General features: G+C 73.0%; 10 protein-coding genes. 3 read left to right on the forward strand and 7 right to left on the reverse strand.

The annotated features are described in order from the left end of the window. Positions 1–32 precede the first annotated feature (32 nt). The 7 genes from EES41_RS07230 to EES41_RS07260 form a co-directional block, all read right to left on the reverse strand. Complete coding sequence (locus EES41_RS07230; RefSeq protein WP_123076649.1) at positions 33–3,071, reverse strand: glycoside hydrolase family 38 C-terminal domain-containing protein; 3,039 nt, start codon at positions 3,069–3,071, stop codon at positions 33–35. A gap of 91 nt (positions 3,072–3,162) precedes the next feature. Then, entirely contained in the window at positions 3,163–4,065 is a 903-nt protein-coding gene (locus tag EES41_RS07235) for a carbohydrate ABC transporter permease (RefSeq protein WP_174261654.1), read from the reverse strand. After that, entirely contained in the window at positions 4,062–4,955 is an 894-nt protein-coding gene (locus tag EES41_RS07240) for a carbohydrate ABC transporter permease (RefSeq protein ID WP_250569120.1), read from the reverse strand. Before EES41_RS07240 ends, EES41_RS07235 begins: the two co-directional genes overlap by 4 nt. 44 nt (positions 4,956–4,999) lie before the next feature. Further along, positions 5,000–6,331: a sugar ABC transporter substrate-binding protein gene (locus EES41_RS07245; protein WP_254211362.1), complete on the reverse strand. Its 1,332-nt coding sequence runs from the start codon at positions 6,329–6,331 to the stop codon at positions 5,000–5,002. A 324-nt stretch (positions 6,332–6,655) separates the two neighbouring features. Further along, positions 6,656–7,030: a hypothetical protein gene (locus EES41_RS07250; RefSeq protein WP_123076651.1), complete on the reverse strand. Its 375-nt coding sequence runs from the start codon at positions 7,028–7,030 to the stop codon at positions 6,656–6,658. Positions 7,031–7,180: 150 nt separating this feature from the next. Beyond that, a complete protein-coding gene (locus EES41_RS07255) occupies positions 7,181–8,116 on the reverse strand; it encodes a serine/threonine dehydratase (RefSeq protein ID WP_123076653.1) in 936 nt (311 codons plus the stop codon). A 172-nt stretch (positions 8,117–8,288) separates the two neighbouring features. Continuing rightward, positions 8,289–8,930 carry a TetR/AcrR family transcriptional regulator gene (locus EES41_RS07260; RefSeq protein WP_073796247.1) on the reverse strand — a complete coding sequence of 214 codons (642 nt, stop codon included), beginning with the start codon at positions 8,928–8,930 and terminating at the stop codon, positions 8,289–8,291. 223 nt (positions 8,931–9,153) lie between these two features. On the opposite strand from EES41_RS07260, the gene EES41_RS07265 reads away from it, so the two are divergent. The 3 genes from EES41_RS07265 to EES41_RS07275 all read left to right on the forward strand — a co-directional run bounded on the left by EES41_RS07265 (position 9,154) and on the right by EES41_RS07275 (position 13,752). Continuing rightward, positions 9,154–10,842 (forward strand): alpha-galactosidase, encoded by a 1,689-nt coding sequence (locus EES41_RS07265; protein ID WP_254211363.1) that lies wholly within the window; start codon positions 9,154–9,156, stop codon positions 10,840–10,842. Positions 10,843–10,853: 11 nt separating this feature from the next. Beyond that, positions 10,854–13,241, forward strand: coding sequence for an alpha-N-acetylglucosaminidase (locus EES41_RS07270; RefSeq protein ID WP_123076657.1), 2,388 nt, complete (start codon positions 10,854–10,856; stop codon positions 13,239–13,241). Between the two features lie 214 nt (positions 13,242–13,455). Further along, a complete protein-coding gene (locus EES41_RS07275; protein WP_123076659.1) occupies positions 13,456–13,752 on the forward strand; it encodes a hypothetical protein in 297 nt (98 codons plus the stop codon). The last annotated feature ends 2 nt before the right edge of the window (positions 13,753–13,754 follow it).

Here is a 13,754-nt window from a genome sequence, read left to right on the forward strand (position 1 = left end):
CCGGTCGGGCCCGGCACAGGCGACCCGGCCGGTCAGGCCCCGTCCGGCCGGGCCCGGCGCAGGCGCACCGTCACGATCTGGAACGGGCGCAGGGTGAGGGGCACCGCCCCGTCGGCGGACCGCGGGCCCACCGCCGAGCCCTCCAGCGGGCGTTCCAGCAGGTCGCTCTCGACCGCCCCGGCGACCGGGAAACCCGCCGCCAGCGTGGCCTTCGCCCGCCCGCCGCGCGATTCGTAGAGGCGGACGATCACGTCCCCGCCGCGGTCCTCGGCCAGTTTGACCGCCTCGACCACCACCGCGTCGTTGTCCACCGCCAGCAGCGGGGCGACCGGGCCCGCGCCCGTCAGGGTCCGCTCGGGCAGGTTGAGCCCGTGCCCCTCCCGCACCGCGTCCCCGATCGTCGCGCCCGGCGCCAGCGAGAAGCGCAGGGTGTGCCCGCCCTGGTCGGTCTCGGGATCCGGATAGCGCGGCGCCCGCAGCAGCGAGAGCCGCACCGTGGTGGTCTGGCCGCCGTCGGCGCGCACGCCCCGCGTCACGTCGTGGCCGTACGTGGAGTCGTTGAGGACCGCGACGCCCCAGCCCGGCTCCTCGGCGTGGATCCACCGGTGGGCGCAGATCTCGAACTTGGCCGCCTCCCAGGAGGTGTTGGTGTGCGTGGCCCGGTACACGTGCCCGAACTGCGTCTCGGAAGCGGTCCGTTCGGCCTTCACGTCCAGCGGGAAGGCCGCCTTCAGGAACTTCTCCGTCTCGTGCCAGTCCACCTCCGTGACGATGTCCACCGTCTTCGCGCCGGCCCGCAGGGTGATCGACTGGACCACCCGGGAGGCCCCGAAGGAGCGGCTCACCCGCACCGTCGCCGCGTCCGGACCCGACTCCGCGATCTCCAGCGCGTCCAGCGCGACCAGGTCGGTGACCTTGTTGCGGTAGAACGCGTCGATGTCCCACGCGTCCCACATGTTAGGGAAGTCCGGGTGGACCTGGAGCAGGTTCGCGGCCCCGCCGGGGGCCACCGCCTCGCGGCCCGCCTCCAGGTCGTAGGCCGAGACGAGCAGCCCCCGGCCGTCGATCTCCACCAGCAGCCGCCCGTTGGCGAGGATCTGCCCGCCGCCGTGCCGCTCCTCCAGGGTCACCGGCTGCCCCGCGGCCACCGGCCGCCCCGCGCCGCCGGCCGGGACGCCGCGCCGGGTGTGCGGGGCGCAGTTGAAGACGAGTTCCGCCAGCCCCTCCCCCGCGAGCGCGCGCTGCGCGGCGAGGGTGATCGCGTTCAGCTCCTCCCGCACCCGCGCGTACGTCTCGCGGGCCTCGCGGTGCACCCAGGCGATGGAGGACCCCGGCAGGATGTCGTGGAACTGGTGCAGCAGCACCGTCTTCCAGATCCGCTCCAGGTCCTCGTACGGGTAGTCGTACCCCTCCACCCGCACCGCGGCCGTGGTCGCCCAGAGTTCGGCCTCGCGCAGCAGCGATTCGCTGCGCCGGTTGCCCTGCTTGGTCTTGGCCTGGGAGGTGTACGTACCGCGGTGCAGCTCCAGGTAGAGCTCGCCGGCCCACACGGGCGCGTCCGGGTATTCGGCGTGGGCCTTCTCGAAGAACGCGTCCGGGCGCTCGATCTCGACGCGCGGGGAGCCTTCGAGGTTCCGCTGGCGGCGGGCCCGGGCGAGCTGCTCGCGCGTCGGGCCGCCGCCGCCGTCTCCCCAGCCGAAGGGGGCGAGCGAGCGCGAACCACGCCCCTTCTCCTGGTAGTTGCGGGCGGCGTGCGCCAACTGGGCGCCGCCGAGGTCGCAGTTGTAGGTGTCCACGGGCGGGAAGTGGGTGAAGACCCGGGTGCCGTCGATGCCCTCCCACCAGAAGGTGTGGTGCGGGAACTTGTTGACCTGCGACCAGGAGATCTTCTGGGTCAGGAACCAGCTGGCGCCGGCGAGCTTGACGATCTGCGGCATCGCCGCGGTGTACCCGAAGGAGTCGGGCAGCCAGACGCCCCGCGTCTCGACGCCGAACTCGTCCCTCAGGAACTTCTTGCCGTACAGGAACTGGCGGGCCATGGCCTCGCCGGCCACCATGTTGGTGTCGGACTCCACCCACATCCCGCCGACGGGCACGAACTGCCCGTCCGCGACCTTCTTCTTGATCCGCTCGAAGAGCTCGGGGCGGTACGTCTTGATCCAGTCGAGCTGCTGCGCCTGCGACATGGCGAAGAGGAACTCGGGGTGCTCGTCCATCAGGGCGACCATGTTGGAGGCCGTACGGGACACCTTGCGCACGGTCTCGCGCAGCGGCCACAGCCAGGCGGAGTCGATGTGGGCGTGGCCGACCGCGCTGATCCGGTGCGCGGAGGCGTGGGCGGGGGCCGCGAGCACCCCGGCGAGCCGCGCGCGGGCCGCGGCCGCCGAGCCGGGGACGTCGTCGAGGTCCACCGCGTCGAGCGCGGCGTCGATGGCGCGCAGGATCTCGTACCGCCGGGCGTCGTGCCGTTCCAGCTCGGTCATCAGGTCGTAGAGGACTTCGAGGTCCTGTACGAGTTCCCAGACCTCGGTCTCGAAGACGGCGAGGTCCATCCGGGCGAGCCGGTAGAGGGGCTGGTCCCCGCTGGTCTGCCGGTCGCCCTCGTACGTGGCCGAGTGGTCCACCAGGACCGGGTTGGAGGCGGCTTCGACGTACCACTCGACCCGCTCGCCGCCCGCGGCGCGGTCCGCGACGCGCACCCAGTCGTTGTACGGGTTGAGCGCCTTGACCTCGCCGCCGTCGGCGCGGTGGACCAGGCCCTCGCACTGGAAGCCGGGCATCATCCGGTCGAAGCCGAGGTCGAGGACGGCCTCGACGGTGCGGCCGGCCCACTCGGCCGGGACGGCGCCGGTGACCTTGAACCAGGTCGTGCCCCAGGCCGGGCCCCACGGGTCGCCGACCGCGCAGGGCTCGTAGGTCGCGGCCAGCCCCTCGGCGACCGGGACCGGCTCGCCGGGCGCCTCCCAGCGCGCGAGGGTCAGCGGGACCGGGCGGGAGTGGACGGCGGGCTTGATCCGCTGGGCGAGGACGCGGCGGAGGCGGTGTTCGGTGATGCTGCGGTCGTCATGCATGACGGCTGCTCCAGGGGTGGTCGTCTGACGTACGGAGCGGAGCGGGTGCGGGCGGTGCGGGCAGTGCGGGCGGTGCGAGGGCGGCGGCGGGTCAGGTCTTGACCGCTCCCTCGCCCACGCCCTTGAAGAAGTAACGTTGGAGGGCGAAGAAGAGGAGCATCATCGGCAGGAGCGCGGCCATCGCCCCGGCGGCGATCAGTCGTTGGTCGTTGACGGTGGTGGCGCCGGCCAGGGTCTTCAAGCCGAGCTGCAGCGTGTAGTGGTCGCTGTTGGTGAGGACCAGCAGGGGCCAGAGGAAGTCGTCCCAGGCGCCCATGAAGCTGGTGATGCAGACGACGGCCAGGGCGCCCTTGACGGCGGGCAGGAAGACCCGGGTGAAGCGGGTCCACTCGTTGGCCCCGTCCAGGACGGCGGCCTCCTCGACCTCCCTGGGCACGGCGAGGAAGGCCGCCCGCATGACCATGATGTTGAGGACGGAGACCGCCCCCGGCAGCCAGACGCCGATGAGGGTGTCGACCAGGCCCATCCCGCGGACGGTCAGGAACATCGAGATCATCACGGACTCGAAGGGGAACATCAGGGTCGCCACCAGCACGGTGAAGACGGTCTTGCGGCCCTTCCAGCCGGCCCGCGAGAGCGCGTACCCGCCCATGGCCGCGAACAGCAGGTTCGAGGTGACGGCCAGGGCCGCCACGATCAGGGTGTTGCCGACGTACTGGAGGAGCGGGAAGGACTCGGCGACCCGGACGTAGTTGTCGAGGGTGGGGTGTGAGGGCAGCAGCCCGTCGTAGACGTTCTCGGTGCGGCCGCGGATCGAGGTCAGGAACTGCCAGACGATCGGCCCCAGCATGACCACCAGCATCAGGACGAGCGTGGCGTAGCGGGCGGCCAGGCCGAGCCGCCGACGGGGCGCGGGGCGGGGCGCGGTGCCAGGCGCGGGACGCGGCGCGGGGCCAGGCGCGGGACGGGGCGCGGGGCGGGGCGCGGGGCTCAACTCTCGTCCCCCTTCGACAGGCGGCGGCCCAGCAGGCTGAAGACCAGGGTCAGCAGGAACAGCAGGATGGAGACGGCGGAGGCGTAGCCGGTCTCGCCGGCGAAGCCGAGGCCGACCTGCCGGATGAGGAACGGCAGGGTGCGGGCGCCGCCGCCGGGGCCGCCGCTCTCCCCGCCGAGGATGTAGATCTCGGTGAACACGCGGAGCGCGGAGATCGCGGACAGCGTGCCGACGAGCAGCATCATCGGCTTCACCTGCGGGATGGTGATGCTGAAGAACCGGCGGACGGGGCCGGCGCCGTCGATGGCGGCCGCCTCGTGGAGGGAGACGGAGACGTTCCCGAGGGCGGCCAGGTAGAAGACCATGTAGTAGCCGAGGCCCTTCCACACGGTCACGATCATCGCGGAGACCAGCAGCATGGTGCTGTCGGTCAGGAACGGGACCGGCTCGGAGACGATCCGCAGCTTCTGGAAGACGGTGTTGACGAGCCCGTCGCTGCGCAGCACCCACTGCCAGATCAGGCCGACGACCACGGCGGAGGCGATCACCGGGGTGTAGAAGGCGGAGCGGAAGAACCCGATGCCGGGGATCTTGGCCTGGACGAGGACGGCGAGGGCCAGCGGCAGCAGGACCAGGCAGGGGACGACCACCACCAGGTAGAGCACGCTGTTGCCGGTGGCGACCCAGAAGTCGGGGTCGTCGAAGGCGCGGGTGTAGTTGTCGAGGCCGACGAAGCCGCCGCCGCGCAGGATCTGGGCGTCCGTCAGGGAGAGGACGACCGTGTTGACGAAGGGCCAGAGGCTGAACAGCGCCACCATCACCAGGCCGGGGGCGAGGAAGAGGTAGGGGGTCCACCAGTTCCGGTGGACCAGCCCCGTCTCGGCCTCCATGGCCCGCCGGGCGGCCTTCCCCGCCGGCCCGGTCGGTGCGGGCGTCACCGCCGCGCCGTCTTGGCGAGCAGTTCGTTGGCCTCCTCCTGTGCCTTCCTCACGGCCGTCGCCGGGTCCTGCTCCCCCTTGATGGCCTTCTGCATCTCGCGTACGACGGCGTCGCCGACCTGGTTGGTCCACTGGACGGGCGTGTTGGCGTCGAGCGCGGCCGTCTTCAGCTGCCCGGCGCCGACCGCGCGCGCCACGGTCTCGGCGTCCTTGCCGTCGCCCCGGTCGGAGAAGTACGGGTCGGCCAGGCCGTTGGCGTTGGAGGGGTAGATGGTGGCCTTCTTGGAGAACTCCACCTGGTTGGGGCCGTTGGTGACCCACTTGGCGAACTCGGTCGCCGCGTCCAGGTGCTTGGTGTCCTTCTTGATGCCGAGCGACTGGGCGTAGATCCCGATGTGGCCGAGTTTCCCGGTGACGGCGCCCGCCACCTGGGTGTTGGCGTAGACCTCGGGCGCGTTCTGCTTGATGTCCTTGACGAAGCCCGGGGAGCCGGGGCCGAAGACGAGCTTGCCGCCGCCGTAGAGCTGGTTGATGTCGTCGGACTTGAGCAGGGACTCCTTGGGCATGGCGCCCTTGGCGTACAGGTCCTTCATCCGTTCGACCCACTGCACCGCCTTGTCGGTGTCGAAGGTGAAGGCGTCCCCCTGGCCGTTCAGGATCGGGACGCCCATCTTCTGCCAGTCGCCGGGCAGCCGGCCCTTGGGGTCGGCCATGAACGCGGCGTACCGGCCGTTGGACCCGGCGGCTATCCGCTCGGCGTAGTCGAAGAACTCCTCGACGCTGGTGGGCGGCTTGGCCGGGTCGAGGCCGGCCTTCGCGAAGAGCACCTTGTTGTACGTGAGGATCTCGGGCGTCACGTACCAGGGGTAGGCGTACACGCCTTCGCCCTTGCCGGGGAGCCTGAACTGCTCCCAGGCGCCGGGGACGTAGTCCCGGGCGACCTGCCCGTCGAGCTTGGCGACGTCGGCGAGCATGCCGCGGTCGCCGAGGAGCTGGAAGGAGTCGGTGGAGAGGTTGACGACGTCGGGGAGCGCGCCGGCCTGGGCGTCGGCGACGAGTTTCTCGTTGTAGCCGTCGCCCGGCACGTCCTCCCATCTCACCTTGACCTCGGGGTACTTCCGCTCGAAGGCGTCGATGACGCCCTGGACGTACGCGGTGAAGACGGGTTTCAGCTGGAGGGTGCGGAAGGTGATCTCGCCGGCCACCTTGCCGGTCCGCTCGGCCTCCTTCACCTCCCCGCCGCCCCCGACACCACAGGCGGTGGCCGACAGGAGGGCGCCGGCCGCGAGCGCGGAGAGGGCCACACGGGTCAGGTACGAACGGGTCATCGTCGCCGCCTTCAGGGGGAGTTCCGGCCTCGCCGCCGGAGCGCGGAGCCCACGCTGGCCCGAAAGGGACGGTCCGTCAATGCGGTCAAAGTCCCGGTGGCCGGGTACCCGTACGCGGCGAATGCGGCCGAGGGGACGGCACGCAGACGGACGGCCTCTCGTCAACACGGCATCGACCTGGACTGATGCGCTTTAGTTCTTAACCCCGAAGTGATGATATCGATTCGATAACGACCCTGTTTTTCCTTCAGGGTTTGACTTCTTATGGGCGGTTCCCCGAAGCACGCACTAATGCGCTTTACCAGCCGGCATCGCGGAAACCCGCTACTTCATCTTGTAGTCGGCCTTCTCCGCGAGCCTGCCGTCCTTGAAGCAGAAGCGGAACACGGTGGTGCCGACGCCGTCGCCATCGCCGTTGTCGTCGCTGGAGAGGTACCAGGAGCAGGTGCTGCCCTCGGGTTCGGCCGGACCGCCCTCCTTGAGGGCGTTCTTGACGAAGGTCTCCCCCGAGGGGAGCTTCTTGCGGACGGCGTCCTCGGGGTCGCCGGTCTTGACCGACGTGTACACGTCCGGGTCGACGAGGGTCTTGTCGGCGACGTCGACTATCTTGCCGATCCCGAAGAGGAGCAGCACCACGGCCCCGATCCCCAGGACCAGCGCCACGCCGCAGCCGATCAGACAACCCTTGCGCTGTGCCACGCCCGTTCCTCCGTGCGATCACCGTGTCCGGCGTCCTTCGCCGTGACATCTGCGACCTTCGCAGGAGGGGCGGGCGCCGTACTGTCCTCCAAAGTCTTCGGCTCTCGCAACGATCGTCGTTCGAGGTCGGAGCCGGTTCCCGTCGGTCCGTCAGATACCGGGGGACGTCAGGTCACCGGGGTCGGTGTTCGCCCCGCACAGGACCACGGCTACCCGCCCGCCCAGCGGTTGCGGCGCCGTACGCAGCGCCGCCAGGGCGGTGGCCGCGCCCGCCTCGACCACGATCCGGTGCTCCTCCCACAGCGCCCGCCGGGCGGCGGTGATCGCCGGGTCCGGGACGAGCACCGACCGGACGCCCTCGTACCGCGCGGCCGCCAGCGCGTCCGCCGAGACCCGGGTGGCACCGAGCGAGTCGCCGGCCACCGAGTCCACGGCCACGTCGACGACGCGGCCCGCCTCCAGGGCGGCGTTCAGCGCCCGGGAGTTCTCCGGCTCGGCCGCGACCACCCGTACGCCGTGCTCGCGCGCGGCGGTGGCGATCCCGGCGAACAGCCCGCCGCCGCCGACCGCCACGACCACGGTGTCGAGGCCGGGCAGCGCGGCCCGGATCTCGTCCAGCAGGGTTCCGGCCCCGGCGGCGATCAGCGGATGGTCGTAGGCGTGGCTGGCGAGCGCCCCGCTCGCGGCGGCGAACTCCTCGCACGCGGCGAGCGCGTCGGCGTACCGGTCGCCGACCAGCCGGACCTCGGCCCCGTAGCCCCGCAGCCGCTCCACCTTCACGCGCGGCGCGTTGGCCGGCAGGAACACCGTGGCGGGCACCCCCTGCGCCCGGGCCGCCCAGGCGCAGGCGAGGCCCGCGTTGCCGCCGGAGGCGATGGTGACGCCCGCGTCCGGGAGGGTGCCGGCGCGGTGGTGGGCGGCGAGGAAGTTGCGGGCGCCACGGGCCTTGAAGGAGCCGGTGTGCTGGAGGTACTCCAGCGCGTACCAGACCCCTTCGGCGGCGGGCACCACGGCGGCCGGGCGTATCGCCCCCGCGATCCGGCCGGCGGCGGCGCGTACGGCGGCGTAGTCGAGCTGCTGTTCCATGACGGGATCTCCTCGGGGCGGCGGGCGAAGGCTTCGGTCGGCGGGCGGCTTCCGGCGGCAGGCGCGGCGGGCGGCGGGCGGCGGGCGGCGGGCGGCGGGCGGTTCAGGCTGCGGGCGGTTCAGGCTGCGGGCGGTTCAGGCTGCGGGCGGCGGGCGGCGGGCGGCGGGCGGTTCAGGCTGCGGGCCGGTTGGCCTCGATCAGCTGGCGCAGGGCGCCGTAGTACACCTCGTGGTCGGTCAGCGGCGGCAGCACGTCGGCCAGCCCGCCCGAGAGCACCGGGAACCGCTCCGGGTCGAGCGCGGCGAGCGCCGCCCGCGAGGCGGCGGTGGCCCCGGCCGGGTCGCGGTGGTCGACGAAGGCCGCGCTGCCCAGGGTGAGCAGGTACATCCGGCGGTACGCGGTCATCGCCTCGGCGGGCGTCATCCCGGCGGCCACGCTGTCGGCCAGCGCCGGTTCGACGAGCCGGGCCAGCAGCTGCCGCCCGAGCCAGGGGCGGCCGCCGCGCAGCACCAGCAGCCCGGGGTGCGCGGTGAGGAGCCGGTACAGCGCGGTGAAGCGGAGCTCGGTGGCCTCGGCCCAGCCGGTTCCGGCGGGGACGTCGGGCAGTTGCGCGGCGAGGTGCTCGGTGCACAGGTCCAGCAGTCCGGCGAGGTCGGCGCAGCGGCGCTGGACGGTCGCGTGGGAGACGTCGAGCCGTTCGGCGAGGGCGCGGAAGCTGAGCGCGCCCGGGCCCTCCTCGTCGAGGATCCGCAGGGCGGCGACGGCGATCGCGCCGGGTGTCGCGCGGTCCAGGGCGGCTGATCTCCTAGGCATGCGATACACCGTATCAGACGGCGTAACAGCCACCGTATCCCACGCCACGGCACACACCCCACCCCGACGGAACTCCCCGATCGTGTGACCCCGACTACGGCCATATTGCTGGTCATTGGCCGATATGCGTCGACCGTCGTTGACAGAGGGTAACCACGGCGCTGCACTGGGCGACACGCCCACCCGTCCCCGGTACCGCTCGCCCCCACGTCTAGGAGACCCCGTGCCGCCTCGCCTGCGTGCGTCGCTCCCCTGTCTGACCGCGGTCGCCCTGTTCGCCCTCTCCCTCGCCGCCGCCCCCGCCCCGGCGGCCGCCGAGCCCACCGCCGGCTCCGACACCCCGCTCGCGCTCACCCCGCCCATGGGCTGGAACAACTGGGCGCACTACATGTGCGACATCGACGAGGCGAAGGTCGTCGCGAACGCGGACGCGCTCGTGCGCACGGGGCTCGCCGCCAAGGGCTACGACACGGTGACCGTGGACGACTGCTGGATGCGCAAGAGCCGCGACGCCGGGGGCGGCCTCGTCACCGACACCGCCAGGTTCCCGCACGGCATGGCCTGGCTCGGCGAGTACCTGCACGCCAAGGGCCTCAAGTTCGGCATCTACGAGGACGCCGGCTCCCTGACCTGCGAGAAGTACCCCGGAAGCGGATCCCCGGCCGGCGGCGGCGCGGACCACTACGACCAGGACGCCCGGCTGTTCGCGTCCTGGAAGGTGGACTACGTCAAGATGGACGGCTGCAACCTGTGGGTGCCGCCCGGCAAGACCAAGGAGCAGGCCTACCGCGACGCGTACGGCTCCGTGGCCCGGGCGCTGCGCGCCACCGGCCGGGACATGGTGCTCTCCGCCTCCGCGCCCGCCTACTTCCAGCAGGGCGAATGGGGCGGCTCCGACTGGCACAAGGTGCTGGGCTGGGTCGGCGAGACCGGACAGCTGTGGCGCGAGGGCAAGGACATCAAGGTCTACCAGCCGGCCGCGCCCGGGGCCTCCCGCTGGAGCTCGGTGATGGGCAACTACGGCTACAACCGCTGGCTCGGCCGGTACGCCGGGCCCGGCAACTGGAACGACCCGGACTTCCTGATCGCGGGCGCCCCCGGGCTCACCGCCGCCGAGAGCCGCAGTCAGGTCGGCCTGTGGGCGATGATGGCCGCCCCCTTCATCCTGTCCTCCGACGTCTCCGGGCTGACCCCGGCCGGGGTCGCGGCGCTCGGCAACGCCGATCTGATCGCGCTCGACCAGGACCCGATGGGCCGTCAGGGCGCGGTGGTCTCCTCGAACGCCACCTTCGAGGTCCTGGTCAGGCCGCTGGCGAACGGGGACCGCGCCGTCGCCGTCCTCAACCGGTCCGGCAGCGCCCGGGACATCTCCGTACCGCTGGCCGACATCGGGCTGGATTCCTGCACGGTGAACGCCAAGGACCTGTGGAGCGGGGCCCGCACCGACGTCTCCGCATCGCTGACCGGGAAGCTGGCCGCGCACGACACGGCCGTGTGGCGGCTGCGCCCGCGCGGCTGCGCCGAGGCCGTCCCGACCGGGCAGGTCAACGGCGCGGGCGCGAGGTGCGCCGACGGGGCCAACACCACCGGTGTCGGAGCGGTCGTGATGGCGGCCTGCACCGCGGGCGCCGACCAGCGCTGGACGGTGGGACGCGGCGACGCCAGCCTGCGGCTGGCCGGCGAATGCCTGTCGGCGGGCGAGGACGGCGCGGTGGAGCTCGCGGACTGCGCGCCCGGCGAGCCGGGGCAGAGCTGGACGCACCGGCGGGACGGGGCGCTGGTCGAGGCCGTGAGCGGGCTGTGCCTGACCGCTCCGGCGGCGGCCGCGACCCCGGACGCCCCGGCCGAGCGGCTGCGGCTGACCGCGTGCGGCGACCACCGGGTCGACCAGGCCTGGTCCCTGCCGGTCTGAGGGGGCAGGCGATGACGCACTCACGGACGAACCCGGCGAACACGGCGAGCACGGCAAACCCGGTGGACCCCCCGCCACGGCGACCGCGGGCGCGGCGGGCCGCCCTCGCGGTGCTGCCCGCCGCGCTGCTGACCCTGCTCTGCTCGGGGGCCGCGCCCGGAGCCACCGCTCCGGGCGGCCGCCCGCCCGCGCGGGCCGCCGTACCGGACCCGGCGCCGGAGGCCGTACACAAGGGCGTACGGGAGGACGCGCGGCCGGCGGCCCCCCGGCCGCGAGCCTTCGACGTCGCCCCGGCACGGGCCGCCCTGAAGCGGCTGCTGCCCCGGCACGCCGGGCAGTTCACCCTGGTCCCCGACACGGCCGCCGGGGCCGACACCTTCACGGTGTCGGGTTCGGCGGGCGCCCTCACCGTCCGCGGCTCCACCGGGGCCACCCTCCTCACCGGCGTCGGCTGGTACCTCCAGCACGTCGCGGGCGCCGACATCGGCTGGCCCGGCGACAGTCTCGGGATGCTGCCCGCGAGGCTGCCGGCGGTGCCGGCGCCGGTCACCCGCAAGGCGCTGGTCCCCCACCGGTACGCGCTCAACGACACGGACGACGGCTACTCGGGCCCGTACCGCTCCTTCGAGGAGCACCAGCGGCAGATCGACCTGCTCGCCCTGCACGGCATCAACGAGGTGTTCGTACAGGTCGGCGCCGAGTACCCGTACTACCGGGCGCTCCAGGGCTTCGGCTACTCGGCCGCGGAGCTGCGGGAGTGGATCCCCGGCCCCGGCCACCAGAGCTGGTGGCTGCTGCAGAACCTGAGCGGGTTCGGCGGCCCGGTCACCGAGCGGCTGATGCGCGAGCGCGCCGAACTGGGCGGGCGGATCGCCGAGCAGCTGCGCGGACTCGGCATGACCCCGGTGCTGCCGGGCTACTTCGGCACCGTGCCGCCGGAGTTCGCCGCCCGCAACCCGGGCGCCGCCACGGTGGCGCAGGGTGACTGGGCCGGGTTCGACCGGCCCGACTGGCTGGACCCGTCCTCGCAGGTGTTCCAGCGGCTCGCGGCCTCCTACTACGCCGAGCAGCGCGCGGTGTTCGGGGACAGCGCCATGTACCGGATGAGCCCGCTGCACGAGGGCGGCCGGACGGGCACGGTGGACGTGAAGTCGGCCGCCGGGGCGATCCAGCGGGCCCTGCACGCGGCGCATCCGGGCGCCCTGTGGGCGGTGCTGGGCTGGCAGGACGATCCGGCCGCGGAACTGCTCGCGGGGGTGGACACCTCGAAGCTGCTGATCCTGGACGGGCTGTCCGACCGGTACAACCGCCTCGACCGCGAGACCCGTTGGGGCGGCGCCCCGTACGCGATCGGCACGATCTACAACTTCGGCGGGCACACCACGGTCGGCGCCAACACCTCGGTGTGGATCGACCGGTTCGGCGCCTGGCGGGCGAAGCCCAACAGCGCGCTGAAGGGAATCGCGTACCTGCCGGAGGCCACGGGGACCAACCCGGCCGCCTTCGACCTGTACACGGACCTGGCGTGGGAGCCGGGGCCCGTCGACCAGAAGAAGTGGTTCGCGGCGTTCGCGGCCCGCCGGTACGGGCGGCCCGACGCGGAGGCCGCCGCGGCCTGGGAGGAGCTGCGCAAGGGCCCGTACAGCACCTCCTCGGGGCTGTGGTCGGAATCCCAGGACAGCCTGTTCACCGCCCGGCCGGACCTGGCCGCCGCGGGGGCCGCGTACTGGAGCCCCAAGTCCATGCGGTACCAGGCGGATTCGGTGCGCAAGGCCCTGGACCACTTGCTGAAGGTCAAGCCGGGGCTGCGCGGGTCCAGCGCCTACCGCTTCGACCTCGTGGACACCGCCCGGCAGGCGCTCGCGAACCGTTCGCGGGTGCTGCTCCCGAAGATCAAGGCGGCGTACGGGGCCAAGGACCTCGCCGGCTTCCGGAAACTGACGGCCCAGTGGCGGGACGGCGAGCGGGACCTGGACGCCCTGGTCGGCTCCGATCCGAACTTCCTGCTGGGCAACTGGCTGGGAGCGGCCCGCTCCTGGGGCGCGGACGAGGCCGAGCGGGACCGGTACGAGTACGACGCGCGCTCGATCCTGAGCGTGTGGGGCCGGCGCGGCACCAGCGAGGGCGGTTTCCTGCACGACTACGCGAACCGTGAATGGAGCGGCCTGATCGGCGAGTTGTACGCGCGCAGGTGGGAGGCCTACTTCGGCTCGCTGGAGGACGCCCTGGTGACGGGGACCGCGCCGCGGGCGATCGACTGGCACGGTTTCGAGGAGGACTGGGCGCGGCGCACCACCCGGCATCCGAGCGAGCCGAGCGGAGACCCGTACGCGCTGGCCGCCGGGGTCGCGCGCACCCTCGCCGCTCCCGCCGCAGCGGCGGTGAAGGGCGCCGGCTGAACCACCCCACCGGGGGCGGTGCCGAGCGCCTTCCGGGGCGGTCTCACCCTCCCGTGGGAATCTCGCTACCCGTCCGGGGGAGAAGGACCCGGGCCGCTCGCGGCCCGGGGCGGGCACTCGGTTCACTGGCACGAATCGATCGGGGGCGGCCGCCGGAGCTCGTGCGAGCTCACCGGCGGCCGCCCCTTCCAACGCCGTCAGGAGTGCACCGGGCATGTCCGAGACCGAACCGGAGCGACCGGAGCGGCCCTCAGCGACGCTGGAGCTGCTGACGCTCCTCGCCGCCGGGGCCGCCGATCTGGCGCTCGACCAGTTACGCCAGTCCGCGGACCGGGCCCAAGAGGCACTGCGCCGCTCCGACCTGCGGGAGCTGCTCACGGACGGGGTCGTGGAGCTGCGCAAGCGCGGGGAACTCGCCACCCGCCGGGCGGGCGCGGCGGCCGAGCACGAGAACTACCTGGAGGTCATGGCCCGCCGCGCCGCCGAGCGGGCCGGCCACCCGCGTGCATGACC

Origin of the sequence: Streptomyces sp. ADI95-16 (genome assembly GCF_003721495.1) — a bacterium.
GTDB lineage: Bacteria > Actinomycetota > Actinomycetes > Streptomycetales > Streptomycetaceae > Streptomyces > Streptomyces goshikiensis.